Source organism: Streptomyces sp. NPDC090741, assembly GCF_044769045.1.
In the GTDB taxonomy this organism is placed as follows: domain Bacteria; phylum Actinomycetota; class Actinomycetes; order Streptomycetales; family Streptomycetaceae; genus Streptomyces.
The window spans coordinates 468,130-492,011 of record NZ_JBIVXF010000004.1 but is presented as its reverse complement, the minus strand read 5'-3'; the positions used below and the strand labels follow the sequence as shown (position 1 = coordinate 492,011).

Here is a 23,882-nt window from a genome sequence, read left to right as displayed (position 1 = left end):
ACGCATGGCCGACGCACCGTACAAGCTGATCCTCCTCCGCCACGGCGAGAGCGAGTGGAACGCGAAGAACCTGTTCACCGGCTGGGTGGACGTCAATCTCAACGAGAAGGGCGAGAAGGAGGCGGTCCGCGGCGGTGAGCTGCTCAAGGACGCCGGCCTGCTCCCCGATGTCGTGCACACCTCGCTCCAGAAGCGCGCGATCCGCACCGCGCAGATGGCGCTCGAGGCCGCCGACCGCCACTGGATCCCGGTCCACCGCTCCTGGCGCCTGAACGAGCGCCACTACGGTGCGCTCCAGGGCAAGGACAAGGCCCAGACCCTCGCCGAGTTCGGCGAGGAGCAGTTCATGCTGTGGCGCCGCTCGTACGACACCCCGCCGCCGGCCCTTGAGGACGGTACGGAGTTCTCCCAGTCCGAGGACCCGCGCTACGCGACCATCCCGCCGGAGCTGCGCCCGAAGACGGAGTGCCTGAAGGACGTCGTCGTCCGCATGCTCCCGTACTGGTACGACGGCATCGTCCCGGACCTCCTCGCGGGCCGCACCGTCCTGGTCGCCGCGCACGGCAACAGCCTCCGCGCGCTGGTCAAGCACCTGGACGGCATCTCCGACGCCGACATCGCGGGCCTGAACATCCCGACCGGCATCCCGCTCGCCTACGAGCTGGACGCCGAGTTCAAGCCCCTCAAGCCGGGCGGCACCTACCTCGACCCGGCCGCCGCGGCTGCCGCCATCGAAGCCGTCAAGAACCAGGGCAAGAAGTAGTCCTCACGCACGAACAGGCCCTCTACCTGCCGGTTTTCGGCGGGTAGGGGGCCTGTTGGCGTTCGGGCGCGGGGCAGGGGGGCGGCGACGGGGCGGGGATCTTGGTCGCTCGGGTGGACCAACCGGTCACCTGCGCGGGCCCATTATCGGTTCGTCAGGGTGCGGAGCGGGGAGGGTGAGGGTCCGATGGGCTCGCGGGCCGACCGGTCCCGCTTTCCCTCGTCCTCCGCGAGAGCTTCGGCTCCCCGCGGGGAAGGAACTCGCTCCGTGAACCAGAAGCCCGTTTCCCAGCGCTCCCGCGCCCCCCGCCGGGTACTCCTCGCCTCCGCCCTGGCGGCGGTGGCCCTCTCCGGCCAGCTGCTCACCATGGCACCCGCCGCACTCGCGTACGACGGCCCCCACGGCGCGGGCGACAGCGAGCGTCCCCACGGCGCCGGCGACAGCGATCGCCCCCACGGCGGGGGCGACGACTGGCCCAAGCCCAAGGAGCCGCAGGCGCCCACCGTCATCCACGGTCTGCGGGACTTCACCGCGGACGGGTTCTTCACGCCGCCCGAGGGCGTCACCTCGGTGCACGTCCAGGCCTGGGGCGCCGGTGGCGGCGGGGGCGGCGGCGGTGGCGGCGCGAGCGCGGCGCTGACGGGCAACGGAGGCCAGGGCGGTGGCGGCGGCTCCGGCGGGTTCACCTGGTGCGTCATCAAGGTGAAGCCCGGCCAGAGCTACACGGTGGACGTGGGCGCCGGCGGCGCGGCCGGCGCCTTCGGTCCCGGCGGGCCCGCCGGTGGCAACAACGGACTGCCGGGCGGCACCGGCGGGACCGGCAGCCCGACCACGCTGACCTCATCGGGCGGCATCCAGCTCAACGCCACGGGCGGCGCCGGCGGTGGCGGCGGTGGCGGCGGCACCGCCACGACGGGGACCCCGGGTACGGGCGGCACCGGCGGCACCGGCACCTGCAGCAGCCTCGACGTGACGAACCGCAGCGGTGCGAACGGCCAGAGCGGCGCCCAGGGCGGCGTGGGCGGGTCCGCCGTCGACGGCATCGTGCAGCTGCCGTCGACGAACACCGGCGCGGGCGGCAACGGCGGTGGCGGCGGTACGGGCGGTACCACCGTCGGCGGCCCCGGCAGCCCCGGTGGCCTGGGCGGCAACGGGTACCTCGTCGTGTTCTGGTAGGTCAGGCCGAGAAGGCCGAGAGGGCTGCGAGAGGCCCCCTGCCCGCGGATCTCCGCGGGCAGGGGGCCTCTCCTTGCTCCTGTGCCGTGCCGGCCCGGTTCGGCCGGATCAGCCTCCGCACTGGCAGGGCGCGCCGGATTGGCAGCCGCAGCCGCAGCCCGAGCCGCAGCCGCAAGCCGCGAGCAGCGGGAGCCGCAGCGGTTCAGGCCGCGGTTGCTGCTGCTCGTGCTCCGGGGTGATGGGGACGGGGGAATCGGGCATGGATCCTCCTCGCAGGCGGCGTGCGTGGCGTCTTACTGCTTCTCAGAGCCTCTTACTGCCTTCGCCCTCATTCATGCCCAGCCGCACCGGCGCGTCAACGGCGCACTGGTGCAGAACGGCTCAGACGCCGTCGACCACCGTCGGCGCCTGCAGCTCGTCCGCGTGCTCGCCCGTCACCAGGTAGACCACGCGCTTGGCCACCGACACCGCGTGGTCCGCGAAGCGCTCGTAGTAGCGGCCCAGCAGGGTGACGTCCACCGCGGTCTCGATGCCGTGCTTCCAGCGGTCGTCCATCAGGTGCTGGAACAGGGTGCGGTGCAGCTGGTCCATCTCGTCGTCGTCCTGCTCCAGCTGGAGGGCCAGGTCGACGTCCTTCGTGATGATGACCTCGGCCGCCTTCGCCATCAGGCGCTGCGCCAGCTGCCCCATCTCCAGGATGGTCGCGTGCAGGTCCCGCGGTACGGCGGTGTCCGGGAAGCGCAGCCGGGCCAGCTTCGCCACGTGCTGGGCCAGGTCGCCCGAGCGCTCCAGGTCGGCCGACATGCGCAGCGAGGTCACCACGATGCGCAGGTCGGTGGCGACAGGCTGCTGGCGGGCCAGCAGCGCGATGGCGCGGGCCTCCAGGTCGTGCTGGAGGTCGTCCACCTTCTGGTCGGCGGCGATGACGCTCTCGGCGAGCTTCAGGTCGGCGTCGAGCATGGACGTCGTGGCCCGCCCGATCGCGGAACCGACGAGCCGGGCCATCTCGACCAGGCCTTCTCCGATCGAGTCCAGTTCCTCGTGGTACGCGTCACGCATGGGTTGTCCCTCTCTTGCCTGCTGCCTCTGCTGCCCGTGTGGGACGGGCCGGGGCGGCCTCGTGCCCCCACGTTGACACGTTGGGGCGCAAACGCGTCCGACTCCGGCATCACAAGTGAATCAGCCCCGTCGCCACGGTGAACTCTGGGCGACGAGTGTTCGAGGTGCCACCCGAACGGCTGTGGAAGTGCCGTCGAGCCTGCTTAACCTTGAGGCATGGACGTGAACGCGGCGGTCGCCGCAGCTGCAGCGATCGCCGGTCTTTGCACCGGTGTGATCGCGATGCTGGCGTTCCGCTGGAGCGAGCGCGACCAGGCCCGCCCCACCCGGAGCTCCATGCGCCCCGACATCAACGCGGTGCTCCCGCCCGGCGTGGACACCGTCCTCTCCGTGCTCCGCTCCTCCGCCGTCGTACTCGACGAGGGTGACGCGGTGGTCAAGGCCAGCTCGGCGGCGTACGCCCTCGGACTGGTACGCGGCGGCAAACTGGCCGTCGAACCCATGCTCCACATGGCCCGCGACACCCGCCGCGACGGGGAAATACGCCAGGTCGAGCTCGACCTGCCCCGGCGCGGCACCGGCCGCGGCGAGGCCCTCGCGGTCTCGGCGCGCGTCGCCCCGCTCGGCTCACGGCTGGTCCTGCTCCTGGTCGAGGACCTCACAGAGGCCCGCCGCATCGAGGCCGTACGGCGCGACTTCGTCGCGAACGTGTCGCACGAGCTGAAGACGCCGGTGGGAGCCATCTCCCTGCTGTCCGAGGCCGTCATGGACGCCGCGGACGACCCCGAGGCGGTCAGCCGCTTCGCCGGCCGCATGCAGATCGAGGCCACCCGCCTGATCAACCTCGTACAGGAGCTCATCGACCTCTCCCGGGTGCAGAACGACGACCCGCTGGAGGACGCGGAGCCCGTACGGGTGGATACGTTGGTGGCGGAGGCCATCGACCGATGCCGCCACACGGCGTCCTCCAAGCAGATCATCATGGCCGCGGGCGGCACCGCCGACCTGCGCGTCTGGGGCAACCGCGGCCAGCTCGCGGCGGCCCTCGGGAACCTGGTCGAGAACGCCGTCAACTACAGCCCCGCCCGCACCCGCGTCGGCATAGCCGGACGCAAGGTCACGGCACCTGGGGGAGACTTGATCGAGATCGCCGTGACCGACCAGGGCATCGGCATCCCGGAAAAGGACCGCGAGCGCATCTTCGAGCGCTTCTACCGCGTGGACCCGGCCCGCTCCCGTGCCACGGGAGGAACCGGCCTCGGCCTTGCGATCGTGAAGCACGTAGCGGCCTCACACGGCGGGGAGGTGTCCGTATGGAGCTCGGAGGGTCAGGGCTCCACGTTCACCCTGCGCCTGCCGGAAGCAGCCGCTCCGGCACCTGCACCCACGGTCGCCCCGGCCGCGGATCCCGCCCCCGCACCAAGCCACCCCACCCCCGCCTGAACCACGCTTCCCAAAGAACCACGCCAGCCATTCCTGCCCCGGAGGTCCTTCCGTGACCCGAGTGCTCGTCGTCGAGGATGAGGAATCCTTCAGCGACGCCCTGTCCTACATGCTCCGCAAGGAGGGCTTCGAGGTCGCGATCGCCGCGACCGGGCCCGACGGGCTCGACGAGTTCGAGCGCAACGGCGCCGACCTCGTCCTCCTCGACCTGATGCTCCCCGGCCTGCCCGGCACGGAGGTCTGCCGGCAGCTGCGCGGCCGCTCCAACGTGCCCGTCATCATGGTGACGGCCAAGGACAGCGAGATCGACAAGGTCGTCGGGCTGGAGATAGGAGCCGACGACTACGTCACCAAGCCCTTCTCCTCGCGGGAGCTGGTCGCCCGCATCCGCGCGGTCCTGCGCCGCCGCGGCGAGCCGGAGGAGGTCACCCCGGCCGCGCTGGAGGCCGGGCCCGTACGGATGGACGTCGACCGCCACGTGGTCACCGTCGCCGGAGCCAAGGTGGACCTCCCGCTGAAGGAGTTCGACCTGCTGGAGATGCTGCTGCGCAACGCGGGCCGCGTGCTGACCCGCATGCAGCTGATCGACCGGGTCTGGGGCGCCGACTACGTCGGTGACACCAAGACCCTGGACGTCCACGTCAAGCGCCTCCGCGCCAAAATCGAGCCGGACCCGGGCGCGCCGCGCTACCTGGTCACGGTCCGCGGCCTGGGCTACAAGTTCGAGCCGTAAACCGCAAACCGCTGCACGCACGGTGCACGCACGGTGCACGCACGTACGAAAGGGCCCCGTCCGCTTCAGCGGACGGGGCCCTTTCGTACGTGGTGCTGCGGGCTCAGTGGCCGGCGCTGTGCGAGGGGGAACCCGACGGGGTGCCCGAGGCCGCGCCCGACGGGGTGCCGGAAGCGGCGCCCGAGGGGGTCGTGGCCGGGGAGCCGGACGGGGCGCCCGAGGCGCTGCCCGACGGCGTGGCGCCGGGGGCGGCGACCGGGGCCTCGGTCGGGCCGTACCCCGCGTACATGCCGGTGGCCGGGACGACGAAGGCGGCGATCTCCACGTCACCCGCGTTGCTCAGCTGGAAGACGACCGGCTGCGCGTTGCCGTTCTGCACGGCCTCGCCGCCCTCGACCACGGCGGAGGCGTTGCCCTTGCCGCCCAGCACCACCGAGCCGCCGGCCGGCACGGTGATCTTGGCCGCGCCCTCGGCGGGCTTCAGGACGACCTTGCCCTTGCCACCCGGGAGGGTGATGGCGTCAACCGTCTGCGGCTTGATGCCGCTGTTGAAGAGCGTCGCGGAGACGACGGCCTTCTTCTCCTTCTCGCCCTGGGTGATCACCAGTGCGTTCTGGATCTTGATGTTGCCCTTGGTGACGGCGGCGTTGTCCGGCTTGATCTGGAGCGTCTCCGCGTCCTTGCCTGCACCGCAAGCGGCCAGCGAGGCGATCGAGAACACGATGGCGGTGGCGGCGAGGGCGCCGCGTCGAAGGCTGCGGCTCACGGCGGCGGCAACTCCTTGGACGTACGGAACGGAAGGGTGGGCAGTCTCGGAGCGGCCGAGGTAAAGCCGCTCTAAGGGTGTGTCAGCGCGCTTAGGTTACCGAGCCGCCGCCCCGCCCCCGCACCCGACCCTCCGCAGCGCACGGGCCGCCCTGCGCCTGCCCCGCGATCTTGCATTCCGCGGCCGTTCACCCCGGCCGTTCACCCCGCCCTTCCGCTCGGCACTTCCCGTGCCGTTCATCTGCCGATCATGTGCCGCCCGCATATCGCCCGCAGGACCCCCGGTGATCAATTCCGGGATTCCTTCGAACGGCCCACGGTGATCAATTCCCGATTGGGCCTGAACCGCTCCGTACGGGTGGTCGCCAGTCGAACGGAGTAGTTCGGTTTCCCGGCTTCGAAACCGGCAAAACGGGACGTACGTCACGCTGACGGGACCCGTGCCCGGGTGTAGCGTGGCCGTTTCGCCCGGTCCGCACAGCGCCTCCGACCTGCGAATACCCCCCTCCGGAAGCCCTTCGCAGCACGTTCCTGTCGCTGTTGTCAAGCCCCGAGATGTGCCCTGACCTGCGAAAACGCCATTCATAACAGTCAGTTCTCGTGTTACCCTGGATAGCCACGGAAGGGGTACCTGTCACATGACGTTCAAGGTTGGCGACACCGTGGTCTATCCCCATCACGGGGCCGCGCTGATCGAGGCCATCGAAACTCGCCAGATCAAAGGCGTGGACAAGACCTACTTGGTGCTCAAGGTCGCCCAGGGCGACCTGACGGTTCGTGTGCCTGCGGACAATGCGGAGTTCGTCGGCGTTCGCGACGTAGTCGGCCAGGACGGGCTGGACCGGGTCTTCGAGGTGCTTCGTGCACCGTATGCCGAAGAGCCGACGAACTGGTCCCGGCGCTACAAGGCAAATCTGGAGAAGCTCGCTTCTGGCGATGTCATCAAGGTCGCCGAAGTGGTGCGTGACCTGTGGCGTCGCGAGCGTGAGCGCGGGCTTTCCGCGGGCGAGAAGCGCATGCTCGCGAAGGCGCGCCAGATCCTGGTGAGCGAGCTCGCGCTCGCGGAGAACACCAACGAGGACAAGGCAGAGGCCCTCCTCGACGAGGTTCTCGCGTCCTGACGCGGGAAATCCTTCACACAGTTGTGCCGCGGTGCCCGATGACATGCCCTCTCCTCCACGGGAGGGCTGTTGCCGGGCGCTGCGGCATGTCTGTACCCACACCTTTTCTGCACTTTTCCCACCGGCGTGCCGGGTCCTGACAGCCTGCCCGACCAGCCTGCTCGACCGGTCGTCACGGAAGGGGCGAGGGCGTCGCACCCGGCACCCTTCAGGCCATACCCATGTCGGCCGAAGTCACAAACCTGGCTCGGAGCTACTGATGTCTGACGAATCGCGCCCCCACCGCACCGCCGCGGTGATCCCGGCCGCCGGCCGGGGGGTACGCCTCGGCCCCGGCGCCCCCAAGGCCCTGCGGGCCATCGGCGGCACCCCCATGCTCATCCACGCCGTCCGCGCGATGGCCCGCTCCCGGGCCGTCTCCCTCGTGGTGGTCGTGGCCCCGTCCGACGGCACCGCCGAGGTGCGCCGGCTCGTCGACGAGCACGCGCTGCCCGACCGGACCGAGATCCTGGTCGTCCCCGGCGGCGAGACCCGCCAGGAATCCGTGAACGCCGGCCTCGCCGCGCTCCCCGCGGACGTCACCTCCGTCCTCATCCACGACGCGGCCCGCCCGCTCGTCCCCGTGGACACCGTCGACTCCGTCATCGAGGCCGTGCGCGAAGGCTCGCCCGCCGTGGTGCCGGCGCTGCCGCTGGCCGACACCGTCAAGGAGGTCGAGCCCGGCAGGCCCGGCGAGGCCGAGCCGGTCGTCGCCACCCCCGAGCGGGCCCGGCTGCGCGCCGTACAGACCCCGCAGGGCTTCGACCTCGCGACCCTCGTACGGGCGCACGAGGCCATCGCCGTCAACGGCGAGGGCGCCACCGACGACGCCGGAATGGTGGAACAGCTCGGCGTCACCGTCATGGTGGTCCCCGGCCACGAAGAGGCCTTCAAGGTCACCCGCCCGCTCGACCTGGTCCTCGCCGAGGCCGTACTCGCCCGCAGGAGGGCCACCGATGCCTACTAGCCCCGCAGGTTCCGCCGCCCCGCCGACCCCGCCCGTCCCGCTGATCCCGCTCGTCGGGATCGGCACCGACGTGCACGCCTTCGAGGCCGGGCGCGAGCTGTGGTGCGCCGGGCTGCTCTGGGAGGGCGAGGACGGACTGGCCGGGCACTCCGACGGCGACGTCGCCGCCCACGCCGCCTGCGACGCCCTCTTCTCCGCCGCCGGCGTCGGCGACCTCGGCGCGCACTTCGGCACCTCCCGCCCCGAGTGGTCCGGCGCCGCCGGCGTCACCCTCCTGGCGGAGGCCGCCCGCATCGTCCGCGCCGAGGGCTTCGAGATCGGCAACATCGCCATCCAGGTGATCGGCGTACGCCCGAAGATCGGCAAGCGGCGCGAAGAAGCACAGAAGACCCTCTCCGCGGCCGCCGGAGCCCCGGTCTCCGTCTCCGGCACCACCACCGACGGCCTCGGCCTCACCGGCCGCGCGGAAGGCCTCGCCGCCATCGCCACCGCACTGGTGTACCGGAAGAATCCGTAGACCGGACGACACCGCTTCCGCAACAAAGCACCCCCGCGCCCCGAAAGGGTCGCGGGGCACTGCTACAGGCCCACTACCCTGGATGCCGTGACTATTCGCCTGTACGACACCAGCGCCCGGCAGATCCGCGACTTCACCCCGCTCGTTCCGGGCTGCGTCTCGATCTACCTCTGTGGCGCCACCGTCCAGGCGGCCCCTCACATCGGGCACATCCGCTCCGGCCTGAACTTCGACATCATGCGGCGCTGGTTCGAGTACCGGGGCCTCGACGTCACCTTCATCCGCAACGTCACCGACATCGACGACAAGATCATCGCGAAGGCCGAGGTCCAGGGCCGCCCCTGGTGGTCCATCGGCTACGACAACGAGCGGGCCTTCAGCGACGGCTACACCGCCCTCGGCTGCCTCCCGGCCACGTACGAGCCGCGCGCCACCGGCCACGTACCCGAGATGATCGAGATGATGCGCGGGCTCATCGAGCGCGGCCACGCGTACGAGGCCGACGGCAGCGTCTACTTCGACGTGCGCTCGTTCCCGGGCTACCTGGAGCTGTCCAACCAGGACATCGACGACCTGCGCCAGCCCACCGAGCAGGGCATCACCGGCAAGCGCGACCCCCGCGACTTCGCCATGTGGAAGGCCACCAAGCCCGGCGAGCCCGACTGGGAGACCCCGTGGGGCCGCGGACGTCCCGGCTGGCACCTCGAATGCTCCGCGATGGCGCACAAGTACCTCGGCAGCGCCTTCGACATCCACGGCGGCGGACTCGACCTGATCTTCCCGCACCACGAGAACGAGATCGCCCAGGCGAAGGCCTTCGGCGACGCGTTCGCGCAGTACTGGGTCCACAACGCCTGGGTCACCATGTCCGGCGAGAAGATGTCGAAGTCGCTGGGCAACTCGGTGCTCGTCTCCGAGATGGTCAAGGCCTGGCGCCCCATCGTCCTGCGCTACTACCTCGGCACCCCGCACTACCGCTCGATGATCGAGTACAGCGAGGAGTCGCTGCGCGAGGCCGAGTCCGCCTTCGCGCGCATCGAGGGCTTCTACCAGCGCGTCATCGAGAAGGCCGGCAAGACCGTCGACCCGGCCTCCGAGGTCCCGCCGGCCTTCGCCGAGGCCATGGACGACGACCTGGGCGTGCCGCAGGCGCTCGCCATCGTCCACACCACGGTCCGCCAGGGAAACAGCGCCCTCGCCGCCGACGACAAGGACGCCGCCATCGCCCGGCTGTCCGAGGTACGGGCCATGCTCGGCGTCCTCGGCCTGGACCCCCTCGACCCGCACTGGGCCGGGGAGTCCGACCGCGGCGAGGATCTCCACGGCGCCGTCGACACCCTCGTACGCCTCGTCCTGGAGCAGCGCGAGTCCGCCCGGGCCCGCAAGGACTGGGCGACCGCCGACGCCATCCGCGACCAGCTCCAGCAGTCGGGCCTGGTCATCGAGGACAGCCCCACGGGACCGCGCTGGTCGCTCGGCCCGCGCTGAGCCCCCGGCACCCGGAGCACTCCGACTGTGCCGCCCGGCGTTCCGGGCGGCACACTCTTCATACGTACATATCGCAGCATCAACGAAAACAGGTAGAGGTCATGGCCGGGAACAGCCAGCGCAGGAACCGCCGCACGTCCAACAAGAAGGGCGCCACGGTCGGCAGCGGTGGCCAGCGGCGCAAGGGCCTGGAGGGCAAGGGCCCCACGCCCAAGGCCGAGGACCGCAAGAAGCACAAGGCGAACCGCATCAGCAACGCCATGGCCCGCCAGGCCGCCAAGCGCCGCCCCGCGCCCCGCCGCGGCGGCCCCAAGGGCACCAGCGAGATGGTCGTCGGCCGCAACCCGGTCTTCGAGGCGCTGCGCGACGGCGTTCCCGCCACCACCCTCTACGTCCAGCAGTTCATCGACAACGACGAGCGCGTCCGCGAGGCCCTCCAGCTCGCCGGCGAGCGCGGCAACATCAACCTGATGGAAGCCCCGCGCCCCGAGCTCGACCGGATGACCAACGGGCTCAACCACCAGGGCCTGGTCCTCCAGGTCCCGCCCTACGAGTACGCGCACCCGGAGGACCTCACGACCGCCGCGTACGACAACGGCGAGGACCCCCTCATCGTCGCCCTCGACGGCGTCACCGACCCCCGCAACCTCGGCGCGATCGTCCGCTCCGTCTCCGCCTTCGGCGGCCACGGCGTGGTCATCCCCGAGCGCCGCGCCGCCGGCATGACCGCCGGTGCCTGGAAGTCCTCGGCCGGCACCGCCGCCCGCACCCCGGTCTCCCGCGTCACCAACCTGACGCGCGCCCTCCAGGACTACAAGAAGGCCGGCATCACCATCGTCGGCCTCGCCGCCGAGGGCACGCACACCGTCAACGACCTCGCCGAGCTCGCGGGCCCGGTCGTCATCGTCGTCGGCTCCGAGGGCAAGGGCCTCGGCCGCCTCGTCGGCGAGAACTGCGACTACCTCGTCCGCATCCCGATGCCGGGCGGCGCCGAGTCGCTCAACGCCGGTGTCGCCGCGGGCGTCGTGCTCTACGAGGCGGCCCGCCGCCGCGCGACGACGCCCCGCACCTGATCCGCGGATCCACGGGTCTGCGGATCCGGGGATCCATTGATCCACTTGGCTCATCGGGCGTGACCCGTGAGCGTGCCACCCCGCCCGTTTCGGGCGGGGTGGCTTGATCTTGACGGGTCTCGGACACATCCCTCCTGTCAAGGCAGTGTCCTAAACACTGATCACTCGGTTAGATGAGTGTGGACACCAGAACGTCAGGGTTCGACGACCAGCCCGCGCTGAGCATGGTCAAGGTGCCGTGCGACCCCGCACAGGTCATCGTCAACCACGCCAGCTTCCGCGTGCGGCTCGCACCGAGCCCGAGCGCGCGTTCCAAGCCCGCGAACGCCCCCGGCCGCGTGCCCGTCCTCGGCGGCGCCGTGGTCGCCGCCGCTGCCGGCGCAGGCCGCCGCCGGGCCCCCGTCGTCTGGAGCGGCAAGTCCGCCCCCGGCGACACCGCCGCCATGGGCGGACTCCTCCAGGCCGTACGCGAACACGGGCGCGGACACGGCGGCTTCGACGACGGGGATGCCGGCGCCACCCAGACCATTCCCCGCGTCGACCTCGCCCGCGACCTCGCCGAGGACACGCTGGCCACGCCGACCGTCATCGGCCAGCGCACGTACGGAGACCCGGACGAGACCCGTCCGCCGGCCTCCGTACGCGACCTCCCGTACGACCCCCGGTACGCGGGCGGCGGGGGACCGTACGACGGCCCCGGCGCCGACTCCCGCCGCGCCTCCTCCGACGCCCGCGGGCAGTCCTCGTACTACCCCGGCCGCCGGATGAACCTCGGCGTCGTGCTGCTCCCGCTGCGCGTCTTCCTCGGCTTCATCTGCATCTACGCCGGCATGGGCAAGCTGTGCGACCCCGTCTACTTCGACGGCGGCGAACGCGGCTCCATGGTCACCTGGCTGCGCACCCTCCACCCCTGGGCACTCGCCGAACCCCTGCGCGACTTCGCCCTCGCCCACCCCGTCGGGGCCGGGCTCAGCGTGGCCTTCCTCCAGGTCATCGTCGGCGTACTGACCGTCCTGGGCCTGTGGCAGCGGTTCGCCGCCTGCATCGGCGCCCTGCTGTCGGCCGCCCTGCTGATGACGGTCAGCTGGAAGACCGTCCCCGCCTACGACGCCCCCGACATCATCTACCTCGCCGCCTGGAGCCCGCTGATCATCGCCGGCGCCCCCGTCTACTCCCTCGACGGGCGCCTCGCCGGCGAGGCCTGGCGGACCCTCGGGCCGCGCTCGGAGATCTGGCGGCTGCGCCGCCGCGTCCTGCGCCGCGGAACCATCATGGCCACCGTCGTCTGCGGACTCACCCTGCTCATCGGCTCGCTGCTCGGCGGCGCCGTCCGCTCCACCACCGTGGTCACCGTCCCCGGACCCGGCCAGGCCCCCAGCAACTACCTGCCCGGTTCCCCGCTCCCGCAGGCCCCGGCCGGCAAGCAGCAGCGGCCGCAGCAGCAGCCCGCCACCCAGCAGCCCTCCAAGGCGGCCGAACCCAGCGCCAGCGCCTCGGCGCCGGCCGCCAAGTCCGGGCGCGGGGCCACCGGTACCACCGCCAAGGAGACCGCGGGCACCGGCTCGCAGTCGCCGACCGCGACCCGCGGCTCCGGCAACGGCCAGAACCCGGGCAGCTCGCCCAAGCAGTCCACCCCGAAGCCGCCGTCCTCCAGCACCGGCAGCGGAGGCGGCAGCGGCGGCGGGGACGCCCCGCCGAAGAAGCCCGGACTGGTCGGCGGCCTCCTCGGCTGACGACGGTACGGAAAGGGGCCCGGCGCGCACACAGCGCGCCGGGCCCCTTTCCGTGCTCTCCGGTGCTCTCCGGTGCTCTCCGGTGCTCTCCGGTGCTCTCCGACGCTCTGCTGTGCGGACGGCCGCGGCCTCAGGAGCCGCTCTGGGCGGCCAACTCCCGTGCCGCCTCGGTGAGGTCCTTCGCCGTGTCGATCGCCCGCCAGTAGGCCCCCTGCGGCAGCGGGAAGCCCGCCAGCCGCCGTTCCCGCGCCAGCCGCGGGAACGTCGTACGCTCGTGGTCGCCCAAATCCGGCAGCAGCGCCGCGAATTCGGGACCGAAGACGTACACGCCCGCATTGATCAGATACGGCGACGGCGGCGACTCGATGAAGTCCAGCACCTGCCCGAACTCGTTGGTCTCCACCGCCCCCCACGGGATCCGCGGCCGGGCCAGCGCCAGCGTCGCCGTCGCCCCCCGCTCGGCGTGGAACTCCGCCATCTCGCGCAGCGAGAACCGCGTCCAGATGTCCCCGTTCGTCGCGTACCAGGGCCGGTCCGGGTACGGCAGATGACGAGCCGCGTACTTCAGCCCGCCGCCGCGCCCCAGCGGCTCCTCCTCCACCACCGTGGTCACCCGCAGCGGCAGGTCCGCCTTCGCCAGCCAGTCCTGGAGCACCTCCGCGAGATGCCCGCACGACACCACGGCGTCCGTCACCCCCTCGGCCGCCAGCCAGGCCAGCTGGTGCCCGATGATCGGCACCCCGGTCCCCGGGATCTCCACCATCGGCTTCGGCCGGTCGTCCGTATACGGACGCAGCCGCGAACCCTGGCCGCCCGCCAGCACGACTGCCTGAACAGGCGCCTGAGCGAGGGAGGCCGGGTACGCGGCCGCGGAAACGGAGGAGCGGGACACGGGGGGTGCGTCGGTCATGGCCGTCAGGTTAGAGGCCCCGGCGCGGGGGAGGACGGCGACGCCCGGCAGCCGTCAGCCCATCGAGGCGACGCCGGTCGCGTACGCGGTGTCGCAGACGGGACGCGCGAAGGACTGCGCCTTCGTCGGGCCGTACACGTCCACGGCGGCACGGCCCAGCGCCCGCGCGATCCCCACGCAGTGGTCGGCCAGCGACGGGCGCCGGTCCACCTCCTGCTGAAGGTGCGTCAGGACGTCGCCCGGGGCCTCGCCCTGCTGGAGCTCGCCCAGCAGCTTGTCGCGCAGCACGTCCTGCGCGGCGCGCGGCTTCGCGGGGACGGACACGTCCTCGGCGGAGGCGGTCAGGATCTGGGAAGGCGTGTTGTCCGCCCAGGGGACCATGGTGACCGCGAGGGTCCCGGACAGGACCAGGACGACGGGCAGGACCAGGGCGAGGGAACGGCCGATACGGCGGGCAGTGTGGGTCACGAGGGCGAGAGTAGCGCTCGGTGAAGATTTGGCGACATTTAGTCACCCGGTCGGGGGATGGTTCGACGTGGCTTTTCGAATTAAGGGTTGACGGGTGGGGCTGAATGGCCCGGTCTGCCCCGGATGGCGCACGCGGACGGGGGCGCCCCCGGGAAGGAGCGCCCCTGTCCGTACTCACTCGCGACCGACTCGCGACTCAGTCGCGCACGGGGTCAGTCGGAGAGCCGCTCGCCCGACGAGGTCGAGAAGACGTGGATCTCGCCGGCCCGCGGCACCACGTGCAGCGTCGAGCCCTTCTCCGGCACCTGGCGGCCGCCCACGCGCACCACGATGTCCTGCGCGCCCTCGGCCTCGGTCGTGCGGCCGTAGACGTAGCCGTCGGCGCCGAGCTCCTCGACGACGTTGACGATGATCGTCAGGCCGCCCTCGGTGCCGATGTCGAAGTGCTCCGGGCGCACGCCGACCGTGACGGTGCGGTCGCCCGCGTCCGCGGCGGCGGACAGTGCCTCGCGCGACACCGGGACCACGCTGTCGCCGAACTTCACGCCGCCGTCGGCGATCGGGACCTCGACCAGGTTCATGGCGGGGGAGCCGATGAAGCCGGCGACGAAGAGGTTGGCCGGGCGGTCGTACATGTTGCGCGGGGTGTCGACCTGCTGGAGCAGACCGTCCTTGAGGACCGCCACGCGGTCGCCCATCGTCATGGCCTCGACCTGGTCGTGGGTGACGTAGACGGTGGTGATCCCGAGGTCGCGCTGGAGCGCCGCGATCTGCGTGCGGGTGGACACGCGGAGCTTGGCGTCGAGGTTCGACAGCGGCTCGTCCATGAGGAACACCTGCGGCTTGCGCACGATGGCACGGCCCATGGCGACGCGCTGGCGCTGGCCGCCGGAGAGCGCCTTCGGCTTGCGGTCGAGGTACTGGGTGAGGTCGAGCATCTTCGCCGCGTCCTCGACCTTCCTGCGGATGGTCGCCTTGTCCTCGCCGGCGATCTTGAGCGCGAAGCCCATGTTGTCGGCGACGGTCATGTGCGGGTAGAGCGCGTAGTTCTGGAACACCATCGCGATGTCCCGGTCCTTGGGCGGCAGGTGCGTGACGTCGCGGTCGCCGATGCGGATGGCGCCGCCGTTGACGTCCTCCAGGCCGGCCAGCATGCGCAGCGAGGTGGACTTTCCGCAGCCGGAGGGCCCGACGAGGACGAGGAACTCGCCGTCCTCGATGTGCAGCTCCAGCTCGTCGACGGCGGGCTTGTCGCCGCCGGGGTACAGCCGGGTCGCCTTGTCGAAGGTGACAGAAGCCATGGTGATGAATCCCTTCTACCGGCAGGAACGTGCCGGACGATCCGAGTGGAAGGTCTAGTCCAGATACGAGGACTCCGCCCGACGCTACCTCCCCGTTCCCCGTCCTGTCAGCACCCCGGCGACCGTGACTTCCGCCTCTGTCGGAGCCGTCTGCTTGGCTGCGCCCATGAACGTCCACGACCTGATCCGCGTCCTGCCCGACATCCCCGCCCTCCGCGCCCGCTGCCGGGCCATGGCGGCACTGGAGTTGCTGATCGGCGGCGACCCGGAGTACGGCTACTTCTCGTACGACCCCGCGTGGGACCCGGGGGTCGAGGCCGCGCTCATGAACAACGGCGCGGGTGACGAGTACGCGGTCCTCTTCACGCCCGACGGGGTCTTCGGCCGGGGGTTCGACCACGAGTCCTGGATGAGCCCTTACACGAACGAGGACATGGAGCTGTGGCCCGGACTCGTGGACACCCTGCCCGAGGTGTTCCGGCCGCTGCTCTCGGAGCCCGCCTTCTGTGACGACGACGTGCAGGTGGCGACCGTGGTGTTCTGGCGGGAGAGTGCCGACACCGCCTGGCGGGCGGGGCCGGTGGAGATCCCCGCGGACACGGACGACGGCACGGGCCACCTCTTCCGCGTCCTGGCGGCGGGCACTGCGGAGGCCTACCGGGAGTTCGCCGAGGGCTACCACGGAACGGTCCTCGACCCGGCGGCGATCCGGCACGTCTGGAACCTCCGCCCCCTCACGGAGACCGTCCTGAAGGCCCTCAATCCGAACCTCACCCTTGCCCGGGCGGCCTCGATGACCGGCCGTATCGGGTACCCCGGGGGCGGGACAACGTGATGGCCCGGGGGATGGGGCGCTGTGTAAAGTGAGGGCGGTTACGCCTCCTTAGCTCAGTCCGGCCAGAGCAACGCACTTGTAATGCGTAGGTCGTCGGTTCGAATCCGACAGGGGGCTCTGCCGGAAGCCCTGCTCAGATCTGTTCTGAGCAGGGCTTCCGCGTTTTAGCGGATCTTGCGGCGGCGCCGGGCGCGAGCCGCACGGGTGCTCTCTGTCTCAGTTCTGGTCTCAGACAGGGGTCCGGGGCCAGGGTCGGGAGTCTGCGCGCGGCCGGGTGCGGGGCCCGGCATGAAGGCCTCACCCATCCGCCGCATCGCCTCGCGGGACAGCTCGGAGCGGCCCTTCACGTACCGGCGCGTCTGACTGATCTGGGTGTGCCGGAGGATCTCCATGATGGTGGGCATGTCCACCCCCAGCTCGTTCAGGATCGTTCCCGCCGTGTGACGGCTCCCGTCGTGCTGGCGTCGGTCGCTGATCCCGGACTCGGCGAGCAGCTTCTTGAATTCCGCCCAGTCGGCTCGCGGGTCCAAAGGCCGCCCGTCCTCGCGGGTGAATACCGCGTCGAACTCCTCCCACAGTTCCCCGGCCGCCCGCCGCTGCTCTGTCTGCCTCGCCTTGTGCTCCAGGAGGTAGGGCAGGAAGGGCGGCGGGATCGGCACAGGGTTCTGGCTCTTCTTCGTCTTGGGCCGGGTGAAGGCCAGGCCTCCTCCCTTCCGCTCGGGGCAGGCACTCGCGTGCCGGCGGCAGGTCTTCGGGCACGGCGCCGGGCAGCCGCGGACGTAGTTCTTGTGCGTCGAGCAGTCGGGCAGGCACGGTTCGAACCGGTGGAGCCGGGCTCCGCAGACGTGAGCGTCCTGGCACCCGTGCTTCCACGTGAGCCGCTGGAGCTGCCAGGCGGGATGGAACAGCCCGTGCTCCAGGTCGACGTAAGACCAGCGCAGGCCCAGGGCCTCACCTTGTCGGAAGCCCATGCCGACCCCGATCGCCCACCGCATGAACGTCGGACGCTTCGCGGCAGCGGCGAGGAAGGCCTTCGATTCGTCCCGCGAGAACGGGTTCGCCTCTGTCTCGTCCACGGACGGGGGGTCCACGAGGGTGGCGACGTTCTCGTTGATGATCCGGCGGCGGTGGGCGATCTTCAGAGCCCGGGAGAGGATCCGGTGCACCTTCAGCACGTGCGAGGCGGCGTGTCCCTCCTCCAGCATGGCCGCGTACATCACCTCCAGGTGCTCCGGAGCGAGCTTGTCGAGCCGGTGCTTGCCGATGCTGGGGACGATGTCGTTGCGGGTCTTGGACCAGTAGTCGTCCAGGGACCGCGGTTTGAGCTTCAGGCTCGCGATCGTGGACAGGTACGTGTCCATCCACTCCGCGACGGTCGGCTTCCGCCCGGCCTTCGTGGCCCGGCCCTCGTCGCGCAGCTTCTCCAGCTCGCGGACCTTCTTTGCGACGGCGGTCTCGGTCTTGGCCCTGCGGTGCCGGCGGTCGGGGCCTCCGTCGGGCTTCACGCCCATCGTGACGCGGCCGTGCCACCACCCGTCGCTGCCCAGGTAGATGGACGACTCCATGTTCGGCTTGCGGGTGCTCATGTACTCCTGTGCTCCTCCATGCGGAAGGCGGCCCCGGGGGATTCCCGGGGCCGCCTCGGATTGCGCTGAGATCAGACGGACTGCGGCTGGAGCTGGGCGGCGAACGTGTCGATGTCGGTCCGGCGGATGCGGCGGGCCCTGCCGACCTTGACGAACGGCAGCTCGCCGGCGGCCATCAGCTCGTAGAGTGTGGAGCGGCCGAGCGAGAGCAGCTCGGCCGCGAACTCCACCGTGCAGAGGACCGGGGCGACGGGCGTGACTGCGGTGGTCATCGAAGTGCCTCCACGGCGATCGGGTGTTGGGGTTCTGCGCCCCACCTGTAGAAATCCGCTACTGCCGCTACCTCCGCTACCGCCCTGGTCAGAGGCTTGATCGAGGTAGCGGATTGGGTAGCGGTAGCGGATAGATGCGCGACCGGCCCGGCCATCGGAGGCCGGGCCGGTAGCGGGAGTTGCTGTTGGGGTAGCGGATGTTTTCGGGCTTCCCGCTACCTCCGCATGGCCTCTGACCTGCGCGGTAGCGGAGGTAGCGGAAGTAGCGGATTCTCAGGGGGTGGGGGGTGGGCAGTACCTCGCCCACGCGTCCGCGAGGTCGGCCGCGTAGTAGCCCTTGAGGACCGCTCCGCCGCTCTTGATGTTGCGGGGCTCGATGGGCTTGTTGTCCCCGGTCATGTACTCGCCGAGCATCTTCGCCAGGCCCCGGGAGGTCAGCGGCTTGCCGCCCATGTCCGCCCACGGCGCTTCTTCCAGCGCGTAGAGGCGGTCCAGTACGGAGATGGTGGGCAGGCGCTCGATCCCGTTCAGGACGTGGTCGCGCAGGTCGGTCAGCAGCCGGATCCCGATGCTGCCCTTGTCGTCCTGCTTGGACGCGGCCACGATCTGCGCGCACGCGGCGCGGGCCCGGGCCGGCCAGTCGCCCCCAGCAGCGTCCGCGACGGCGATGAGCGGCTCCCATACGTCGGCGGGCCGGTCAGTCACCTCGTCGGGCATCTCGGGGAACACGCCGTCGACCAGGTGCCGGACGCTGTCCGCCCATACGGCGAGCCGGTCGCGCAGGGCGTGGCCCTCGGGGGCGTGCAGGCGGCGGCGGAACGGCTGGACGCGCTCATTGCGGGCCCGGCGGCGCATGCGGATGATGACCGACCTGGTCAGGATCGTGTCCGGCAACGAGCCGAGCCCCGCCATGGCGACCACGCAGAAGCTGGGGAACTCCTGGACGGTCTGGTTGGTGCCGTCCCCAACGCACCGCCACATGCCGGCGCCCCGGTGGTGGCCCGCGTTGAGGAACCCGCGCAGGGGCTCGTTGTCCCCGGCCTTGGGGCCGAAGATCGTGTCAACCTCGTCGAAGAGGATCGTGGGACGCGTGTCCAGAGTGGAGACGGCCCGGAACAGGACCGGTGCGGACGCGTTCGCGGCTACGAGCGGCTGGGGGACCAGGGTTTCCACGATCTCCAGCGCGCGGGACTTCCCAGACCCGGGCTCGGGGGAGAGGAACGCGAGGCGCGGGGTGGAGTCGAAGCAGTCCAGCAGGTGCGCGTGCGCGTCCCACAGAGCGACGGCGACATAGGCGGCTTCGGTGGGGAAGACGTTGAAGCGCCGGTGGAAGGCCTCCACCTCGTCCAGCAGGCGGGAGCCGTCCGTGGTCGTCTGGGCGGGCGCGGGCAGGGTCTGGGTGTCGACGGTCATGCGGCCTTCCTCCGGTGTGTGGCGACGCGGTCCAGCGGGCACACGTCGCGGTGATCAGTGTGGAGCTGGATGAGCGCGAGGACCTGTCGCTGCCCAACGGCGGAGCGGTTGTGGCCGCACTCGCACTTCGAGGTGGCGATGGGGACGGCGCCGCGCGGGGCGCAGATGTGCAGGACGGCGACGACGTACCGGCCGTCCGCCGGGCGCGGGTCAGAGCGAAGAGATGAAGGGACGCCTTCGGCGACGACCTTCGGCGCCCCACCGCCGCCCGTGGCCGGGGCCGGTTCGGCGAGGCTGGGGCTGATGGAGGGCTGGGTGAGGCTCTTCAAGGAGGAGCGGGGGCGGCGGTTCATGCCGTCCGCCTCATCGCGTTGCGGGCGATGGACCAGTTCAGACCGGAGCGGATCGTGGTGCGGCACTCGGCAGACGGCAGGCCGGCCGACTCCCCTGCTCCTTGAAGAGCCTCCTCCACCACCTCGCGGGGAAGGTCGCCCGCGGCGATGAACCGCCCCAGAGCCCGGGCGGCCCGCAGCAGGGTCCCGTTGCGCTCACCGGTCGGAGCCGACTCGACCGACGCGGTCTCCGCGTTCAGGGCGGCGGCCGCGTACCGGCCGGTTCGGTGGGTGGTCGCGGGGCGGCCGGTGAGCTGGCGCAGGGCCTGCCGGGGCGCGAGCAGGGAGTACAGCCACGTCGGGAACGGCGCCGGAGCCACCGGGTCGGTGACCTCGTACGCTCCGGCGGCCGTGACACTGCCGGGGGCGACGACGTAGCCGCCCCACGCGCGGGTGTCGATGAGCGGGCCGAGCCTGCCCGCCGAGTTCCCCAGCCTGACCCCATGGGGGGCGGTGAAGTACAGGTGGGATCCGCCGGTGGGCGTCCGCACCGAGAGCGTGGCCGGGAGGGGCTGCCCGGCGCGCTCGCAGAGCGCCTGGAAGGTGTCCGCGCCGTATGGCGCGTCCGAACTGCCCTTGCCCTTCGGTACATCGAGGTCGACCACGACGAGGTGGGAGGGGCCGGTGGCGATGCCGACGTTGAAGGGGAGCCGGTCCCACGCGCGGCGGATCCGGTCGGGGTCGCTGGTGGCCCGGACCTCCCACTTGCGGTGCCCGCCGGCGCAGTCCCCCAGAGCGGGGCAGTGCTCTTCCCCGTGGAGAGCGGGACGCTTCTGCCCGGGGCGGAGCGGGAACACGCTCCAGCCCAGGGCAGCGGCATCGAGCGCGGCCGTCAGCAGCGCGGATGCGGGTTGATGGGTCATTCTGGATTCCTCCAGTGAGAGCTGGAAGAGGGCGGCCCGGACTTTGGCGAGACGGGGCCGCCCTCGTCATGTCAGTGGCGGGTGTGGTCGGTGGCGACGTCGGTCAGGTGCCTGGCCTCGTCGGGCGTGACGTGGCCGTAGCGGACGCTGACGCGGCAACCCGGGTGGGGGCAGCGGATCGTGCGTTTGCCGGTCAGGAGGGCGACCGCGTCGGATACGCGTTCACTCAGGGGGCTCTGGTCCACGGGTGCGCCTTTCAGCGGTTGTTGAGGGTTCCGGTAGCGCGGCCGAAGAGGCCGGTGGCGCTGATGTTCTGGGTGATGTGCTGGACCGGCGCCCCGCCCCGGCCGCCCCTGCCGCGGCCGGTGCGGAGGATCAGGGGTAGGGCGGCGCCGGCGGCGATGAGTGCGACGAGGGCCCAGAGGGCTTCGGCCATGGCGAGGACTCCGGGGGCGGCGTAGGAGATTCCGATTCCGGCGGCGCCGATGCCTCCCCCGACGGTCGGGGCCAACAGGGCGGTGGTCTTGGCCCACGTCGGCACCGTGGCCAGAGGCGCCGGGGCGGGGGCGACCTCGATGGGGGCGGGGTGGGTGTAGGCGAGGGTGCGGGTGCCGTCGGGGAGGGTGACCCAGCTGATGCCTGAGCCAGTGGGCAGCACCGGCACGGGGGCGGCGGGGTGCTGGTTCGGGACGGGGGGCCAGGAGATCGGGACGGGGTGGTGCAGGACCGGTTCGTGGGGCATGACCATGCCTCCGGGGTGTGGGTCGGGCCCGCGCCGTGTGGGTGGCGCGGGCCCGCGGGGCGAGGTGTCAGGGCGTGGTGTCAGGTGGTGTCAGACAGCCGGTGTCAGGGGGTCTGACAGCGGGTTTGCCTAAGGGTTTGGGTGTCAGGGCGCGTGAGGGTGTCAGGTGTCAGGCGGCCATGAGGGAAGGGACGATCCGCCACCGGCCAGTGGCCGAGGTCGGCTCCAGGCGGCCGTCAAGGGCGGCTTCCTTGAGGCGCTCTGAGACCCAGGGCCGGGAGAGGTTGTGGCGGTCGCACCAGTCCATGAAGTCCTTCGGGCCGACGACCATCTGCCCGGTCGTCTCGAAGTCGTCCAGGGCGCGTGCGAAGAGTTCGCGAGCCTCAGCGGGGGACGGTTTACGCCCCGGGGACTCCCACAGCGGGATCTCGTCCCCGTCCTCGGCGTCGGGGAGTTCGGCCGTGGGGTCGATGCCCGCGTCCTCGGGATCGGTCAGCAGGCCGTGGGATTCCACTTCCATACCGGGCCGTTCCGCGTCGGCGGCCAGCCGCGGGGCCGGGCCGCCACCCTCGGCAAGGCGGCCGGTGTAGTTCTGTCCGGCCACCGCCCGCGCCGCGCCGGCAGTGATGGGGTCGGCGGTGGCGCCGTGGCGCTGGGCCCAGGCGGCGAGGGCTTCCATGGTGGGCGTGGCGGTGTGGGGGACCGCGAAGGTGCGGCCCGGGGAGGGGTAGCGGTCCTCGGGGATGCCGGGTGAGACGACGTAGCAGTAGCCGGGCCTGCGGTTGCCCCAGGCACCGGGGTGGGCGCCGGCGTCGATGACCGCGTCGGGGAGGGAGAACCCTTCGTCGCGGGGGTCGCAGCCCAGGGCGATCACGGACGGCAGGGACGCCCGGGTGCTGGTGGACATCTGGTCGTAGGAGGGGCGTTGGAGGGAGACGATCAGGGCGACGCCGGCGGAGCGGGCTTCCTGGGCGATTCCGGTGAACGCGTCGTCCCCCAGCGCGCGGAGGGTGTTCGCGGCCTCTTCCATCCAGGCGACCAGGAACTGCATGCCCTCACAGCCGCAGGGCTGGCCATCGGGGCGGCAGGTGTGGTCGCGGCTGGTCTGCCGTTCGGCGGCTTCGGGGATCCACTGGCGGTAGCTGTGCGCGCCGAGCCAGCGGGTTCGGGCGGGGATGACGGCCTTGATGGCCTCGACCATGACCTCGGTGTCGGGTCCGCCCTCGGCGGCCCAGTCCATGCCGGGCAGCAGCGGCCGGAAGTCCTGGAACATCTTCGGGTCGGACACCCAGAGCAGCACGTCGCGGCGGGAGAGGATCTCCGTCATCAGGTTGAGGGCGGTCTCGCCCTTGCCGGATCCGGTGCCGCCCGCGACCAGGACGTGCGTGCTGTTCCTCTTGGTCTCCGGATCGCCCGGCAGCCACACGACGAGGGGCGAGCCATCGTCATAGCGGCCGATGACCAGCGGCTCCGCGATGCTCCCGCCCAGACTGGACGGGCCGGGCCAGTCCGCGACCTGGGCGAGCATGTCCTCCGGGACGATGACCAGTTCACCGCGGCGCGCGGAGCTGGGGTCGCCCAGGTAGCGGACCGCGGACGTCGGCAGGTCCAGTGCGGACGCAAGTCGCGGCAGGACCTTCGAGACGTCCTCGTTGGTCTGCTCCCCGGCTTCCAGGACCATCTTTGCGGTGACCCGGTTCGGCTCCACCGAGGTCGCCCCGATCTGCGCCCGCGCCAGGCCGACCTTCTCCAGCAGACCTTTGTCGGTGCTGCCGGCCGGGGCGCCGTCGACGTTGCGGCGCAGGATCATGCGGATGTTCCACGACAGGGCGAGCGCCGGGCCGCCCATCAGGTACAGGTCCGGCAGCGGCCCGGTGAGCGGACCGGCCAGGCAGGCGCCGGTCAGCCAGGCGGAGCCCGCGGCCACGGTGATGGCCGAGTGCAGACGACGCTGCTGCCCGGTGGCCTTCCCTGCCCACCAGGTCACCCCGGTCAGGGCGACCGAGGCCAGAGTCAGACCGACCCCGGCGGCCGCACTGCCCTGCCACTGCAGACTGCCGAGCGCACCGGCGAGGCCGAGTCCGCCCGCGGCGAGCCAGGGCGGCAGGTGGGGCTTGGCCCGGTGCAGGACGTACGCGGTGACGCCGGCGCCGTCGGCAGACCCGCGGAGCTGGTCCTCGTACTGCTGCTCAACGCTGTGCTTGTGCTCGACCATCGGAGGGC

At 71.5% G+C, this 23,882-nt stretch carries 24 protein-coding genes and 1 tRNA gene; 12 read left to right on the top strand and 13 right to left on the bottom strand.

What is annotated here, in order from left to right; genetic code table 11:
* Nucleotides 1–4: 4 nt before the first annotated feature.
* Both ACIQU4_RS14435 and ACIQU4_RS14430 read left to right on the top strand, forming a co-directional pair.
* The gene (locus tag ACIQU4_RS14435; protein WP_030858623.1) at nucleotides 5–763 is read left to right on the top strand and encodes a phosphoglyceromutase; all 759 of its coding nucleotides are present in this window, start codon (nucleotides 5–7) and stop codon (nucleotides 761–763) included.
* 267 nt (nucleotides 764–1,030) lie between these two features.
* The gene (locus ACIQU4_RS14430; RefSeq protein ID WP_403729407.1) at nucleotides 1,031–1,939 is read left to right on the top strand and encodes a hypothetical protein; all 909 of its coding nucleotides are present in this window, start codon (nucleotides 1,031–1,033) and stop codon (nucleotides 1,937–1,939) included.
* 381 nt (nucleotides 1,940–2,320) lie between these two features.
* Here ACIQU4_RS14430 and phoU read toward each other — a convergent pair whose 3' ends face one another.
* Nucleotides 2,321–2,998 (bottom strand): phosphate signaling complex protein PhoU, encoded by a 678-nt coding sequence (gene phoU / locus ACIQU4_RS14425; RefSeq protein WP_030157050.1) that lies wholly within the window; start codon nucleotides 2,996–2,998, stop codon nucleotides 2,321–2,323.
* Nucleotides 2,999–3,214: 216 nt separating this feature from the next.
* Between phoU and ACIQU4_RS14420 the strand changes: the two genes are divergently transcribed.
* Together ACIQU4_RS14420 and ACIQU4_RS14415 are read left to right on the top strand one after the other, a co-directional pair.
* Nucleotides 3,215–4,441 carry a sensor histidine kinase gene (locus tag ACIQU4_RS14420; RefSeq protein ID WP_403729405.1) on the top strand — a complete coding sequence of 409 codons (1,227 nt, stop codon included), beginning with the start codon at nucleotides 3,215–3,217 and terminating at the stop codon, nucleotides 4,439–4,441.
* 52 nt (nucleotides 4,442–4,493) lie between these two features.
* Nucleotides 4,494–5,174 carry a response regulator transcription factor gene (locus ACIQU4_RS14415; RefSeq protein ID WP_007265514.1) on the top strand — a complete coding sequence of 227 codons (681 nt, stop codon included), beginning with the start codon at nucleotides 4,494–4,496 and terminating at the stop codon, nucleotides 5,172–5,174.
* Between the two features lie 103 nt (nucleotides 5,175–5,277).
* Here ACIQU4_RS14415 and ACIQU4_RS14410 read toward each other — a convergent pair whose 3' ends face one another.
* Nucleotides 5,278–5,940 carry a DUF461 domain-containing protein gene (locus ACIQU4_RS14410; protein ID WP_403729402.1) on the bottom strand — a complete coding sequence of 221 codons (663 nt, stop codon included), beginning with the start codon at nucleotides 5,938–5,940 and terminating at the stop codon, nucleotides 5,278–5,280.
* A 637-nt stretch (nucleotides 5,941–6,577) separates the two neighbouring features.
* On the opposite strand from ACIQU4_RS14410, the gene ACIQU4_RS14405 reads away from it, so the two are divergent.
* The 6 genes from ACIQU4_RS14405 to ACIQU4_RS14380 all read left to right on the top strand — a co-directional run bounded on the left by ACIQU4_RS14405 (nucleotide 6,578) and on the right by ACIQU4_RS14380 (nucleotide 12,877).
* Nucleotides 6,578–7,060, top strand: coding sequence for a CarD family transcriptional regulator (locus ACIQU4_RS14405; protein WP_003953493.1), 483 nt, complete (start codon nucleotides 6,578–6,580; stop codon nucleotides 7,058–7,060).
* Nucleotides 7,061–7,319: 259 nt separating this feature from the next.
* Nucleotides 7,320–8,066, top strand: a complete 747-nt coding sequence (gene ispD / locus ACIQU4_RS14400) for a 2-C-methyl-D-erythritol 4-phosphate cytidylyltransferase (RefSeq protein WP_403729400.1) — start codon at nucleotides 7,320–7,322, stop codon at nucleotides 8,064–8,066.
* Entirely contained in the window at nucleotides 8,056–8,583 is a 528-nt protein-coding gene (gene ispF, locus ACIQU4_RS14395) for a 2-C-methyl-D-erythritol 2,4-cyclodiphosphate synthase (protein WP_403729398.1), read from the top strand. Before ispD ends, ispF begins: the two co-directional genes overlap by 11 nt.
* An 87-nt stretch (nucleotides 8,584–8,670) precedes the next feature.
* Complete coding sequence (gene cysS, locus ACIQU4_RS14390) at nucleotides 8,671–10,071, top strand: cysteine--tRNA ligase (protein WP_403729395.1); 1,401 nt, start codon at nucleotides 8,671–8,673, stop codon at nucleotides 10,069–10,071.
* 101 nt (nucleotides 10,072–10,172) lie between these two features.
* Nucleotides 10,173–11,144: a 23S rRNA (guanosine(2251)-2'-O)-methyltransferase RlmB gene (gene rlmB, locus ACIQU4_RS14385; RefSeq protein ID WP_403729392.1), complete on the top strand. Its 972-nt coding sequence runs from the start codon at nucleotides 10,173–10,175 to the stop codon at nucleotides 11,142–11,144.
* Between the two features lie 173 nt (nucleotides 11,145–11,317).
* On the top strand, nucleotides 11,318–12,877 hold the full coding sequence (locus ACIQU4_RS14380) for a DoxX family protein (RefSeq protein ID WP_403729389.1): 1,560 nt from the start codon (nucleotides 11,318–11,320) through the stop codon (nucleotides 12,875–12,877).
* Nucleotides 12,878–13,007: 130 nt separating this feature from the next.
* Here ACIQU4_RS14380 and ACIQU4_RS14375 read toward each other — a convergent pair whose 3' ends face one another.
* From ACIQU4_RS14375 to ACIQU4_RS14365, 3 genes are all read right to left on the bottom strand, one after another.
* Nucleotides 13,008–13,787, bottom strand: a complete 780-nt coding sequence (locus ACIQU4_RS14375) for an NDP-sugar synthase (RefSeq protein WP_403729386.1) — start codon at nucleotides 13,785–13,787, stop codon at nucleotides 13,008–13,010.
* 54 nt (nucleotides 13,788–13,841) lie between these two features.
* Nucleotides 13,842–14,255, bottom strand: a complete 414-nt coding sequence (locus ACIQU4_RS14370) for a hypothetical protein (RefSeq protein WP_366100716.1) — start codon at nucleotides 14,253–14,255, stop codon at nucleotides 13,842–13,844.
* A gap of 212 nt (nucleotides 14,256–14,467) precedes the next feature.
* The gene (locus ACIQU4_RS14365) at nucleotides 14,468–15,556 is read right to left on the bottom strand and encodes an ABC transporter ATP-binding protein (protein WP_403729383.1); all 1,089 of its coding nucleotides are present in this window, start codon (nucleotides 15,554–15,556) and stop codon (nucleotides 14,468–14,470) included.
* A gap of 166 nt (nucleotides 15,557–15,722) precedes the next feature.
* Between ACIQU4_RS14365 and ACIQU4_RS14360 the strand changes: the two genes are divergently transcribed.
* The gene (locus ACIQU4_RS14360; protein WP_403729380.1) at nucleotides 15,723–16,391 is read left to right on the top strand and encodes a hypothetical protein; all 669 of its coding nucleotides are present in this window, start codon (nucleotides 15,723–15,725) and stop codon (nucleotides 16,389–16,391) included.
* A gap of 42 nt (nucleotides 16,392–16,433) precedes the next feature.
* A tRNA-Thr gene (locus ACIQU4_RS14355) sits at nucleotides 16,434–16,508 on the top strand.
* Between the two features lie 47 nt (nucleotides 16,509–16,555).
* Here the strand turns inward: ACIQU4_RS14355 and ACIQU4_RS14350 are convergent.
* The 8 genes from ACIQU4_RS14350 to traB form a co-directional block, all read right to left on the bottom strand.
* The gene (locus tag ACIQU4_RS14350; protein WP_403729378.1) at nucleotides 16,556–17,977 is read right to left on the bottom strand and encodes a tyrosine-type recombinase/integrase; all 1,422 of its coding nucleotides are present in this window, start codon (nucleotides 17,975–17,977) and stop codon (nucleotides 16,556–16,558) included.
* Nucleotides 17,978–18,048: 71 nt separating this feature from the next.
* The gene (locus ACIQU4_RS14345) at nucleotides 18,049–18,249 is read right to left on the bottom strand and encodes a helix-turn-helix domain-containing protein (RefSeq protein ID WP_403729375.1); all 201 of its coding nucleotides are present in this window, start codon (nucleotides 18,247–18,249) and stop codon (nucleotides 18,049–18,051) included.
* Nucleotides 18,250–18,522: 273 nt separating this feature from the next.
* On the bottom strand, nucleotides 18,523–19,104 hold the full coding sequence (locus ACIQU4_RS14340) for a DUF3631 domain-containing protein (protein WP_403729652.1): 582 nt from the start codon (nucleotides 19,102–19,104) through the stop codon (nucleotides 18,523–18,525).
* A 554-nt stretch (nucleotides 19,105–19,658) separates the two neighbouring features.
* Nucleotides 19,659–20,015, bottom strand: coding sequence for a hypothetical protein (locus tag ACIQU4_RS14335; RefSeq protein WP_403729373.1), 357 nt, complete (start codon nucleotides 20,013–20,015; stop codon nucleotides 19,659–19,661).
* Nucleotides 20,012–20,917: a bifunctional DNA primase/polymerase gene (locus ACIQU4_RS14330; protein WP_403729371.1), complete on the bottom strand. Its 906-nt coding sequence runs from the start codon at nucleotides 20,915–20,917 to the stop codon at nucleotides 20,012–20,014. Before ACIQU4_RS14330 ends, ACIQU4_RS14335 begins: the two co-directional genes overlap by 4 nt.
* Before the next feature lie 71 nt (nucleotides 20,918–20,988).
* Nucleotides 20,989–21,162: a hypothetical protein gene (locus tag ACIQU4_RS14325; protein WP_403729368.1), complete on the bottom strand. Its 174-nt coding sequence runs from the start codon at nucleotides 21,160–21,162 to the stop codon at nucleotides 20,989–20,991.
* Between the two features lie 11 nt (nucleotides 21,163–21,173).
* Nucleotides 21,174–21,659: a hypothetical protein gene (locus ACIQU4_RS14320; protein ID WP_403729365.1), complete on the bottom strand. Its 486-nt coding sequence runs from the start codon at nucleotides 21,657–21,659 to the stop codon at nucleotides 21,174–21,176.
* Between the two features lie 169 nt (nucleotides 21,660–21,828).
* Nucleotides 21,829–23,874, bottom strand: coding sequence for a plasmid transfer protein TraB (gene traB, locus ACIQU4_RS14315; protein WP_403729362.1), 2,046 nt, complete (start codon nucleotides 23,872–23,874; stop codon nucleotides 21,829–21,831).
* Nucleotides 23,875–23,882: the final 8 nt, after the last annotated feature.

Excerpts from the sequence above, each read along its gene's own strand:
- ACIQU4_RS14435 (WP_030858623.1), top strand. The coding sequence starts at position 5 with ATGGCCGACGCACCGTACAAGCTGATCCTCCTCCGCCACGGCGAGAGC.
- phoU (WP_030157050.1), bottom strand. The coding sequence starts at position 2,998 with ATGCGTGACGCGTACCACGAGGAACTGGACTCGATCGGAGAAGGCCTG.
- ACIQU4_RS14420 (WP_403729405.1), top strand. The coding sequence starts at position 3,215 with ATGGACGTGAACGCGGCGGTCGCCGCAGCTGCAGCGATCGCCGGTCTT.
- ACIQU4_RS14405 (WP_003953493.1), top strand. The coding sequence starts at position 6,578 with ATGACGTTCAAGGTTGGCGACACCGTGGTCTATCCCCATCACGGGGCC.
- ispD (WP_403729400.1), top strand. The coding sequence starts at position 7,320 with ATGTCTGACGAATCGCGCCCCCACCGCACCGCCGCGGTGATCCCGGCC.
- ispF (WP_403729398.1), top strand. The coding sequence starts at position 8,056 with ATGCCTACTAGCCCCGCAGGTTCCGCCGCCCCGCCGACCCCGCCCGTC.
- rlmB (WP_403729392.1), top strand. The coding sequence starts at position 10,173 with ATGGCCGGGAACAGCCAGCGCAGGAACCGCCGCACGTCCAACAAGAAG.
- ACIQU4_RS14380 (WP_403729389.1), top strand. The coding sequence starts at position 11,318 with ATGAGTGTGGACACCAGAACGTCAGGGTTCGACGACCAGCCCGCGCTG.
- ACIQU4_RS14375 (WP_403729386.1), bottom strand. The coding sequence starts at position 13,787 with ATGACCGACGCACCCCCCGTGTCCCGCTCCTCCGTTTCCGCGGCCGCG.
- ACIQU4_RS14365 (WP_403729383.1), bottom strand. The coding sequence starts at position 15,556 with ATGGCTTCTGTCACCTTCGACAAGGCGACCCGGCTGTACCCCGGCGGC.
- ACIQU4_RS14360 (WP_403729380.1), top strand. The coding sequence starts at position 15,723 with ATGAACGTCCACGACCTGATCCGCGTCCTGCCCGACATCCCCGCCCTC.
- ACIQU4_RS14350 (WP_403729378.1), bottom strand. The coding sequence starts at position 17,977 with ATGAGCACCCGCAAGCCGAACATGGAGTCGTCCATCTACCTGGGCAGC.
- ACIQU4_RS14345 (WP_403729375.1), bottom strand. The coding sequence starts at position 18,249 with ATGACCACCGCAGTCACGCCCGTCGCCCCGGTCCTCTGCACGGTGGAG.
- ACIQU4_RS14340 (WP_403729652.1), bottom strand. The coding sequence starts at position 19,104 with ATGCGCCGCCGGGCCCGCAATGAGCGCGTCCAGCCGTTCCGCCGCCGC.
- ACIQU4_RS14335 (WP_403729373.1), bottom strand. The coding sequence starts at position 20,015 with ATGAACCGCCGCCCCCGCTCCTCCTTGAAGAGCCTCACCCAGCCCTCC.
- ACIQU4_RS14330 (WP_403729371.1), bottom strand. The coding sequence starts at position 20,917 with ATGACCCATCAACCCGCATCCGCGCTGCTGACGGCCGCGCTCGATGCC.
- ACIQU4_RS14320 (WP_403729365.1), bottom strand. The coding sequence starts at position 21,659 with ATGCCCCACGAACCGGTCCTGCACCACCCCGTCCCGATCTCCTGGCCC.
- traB (WP_403729362.1), bottom strand. The coding sequence starts at position 23,874 with ATGGTCGAGCACAAGCACAGCGTTGAGCAGCAGTACGAGGACCAGCTC.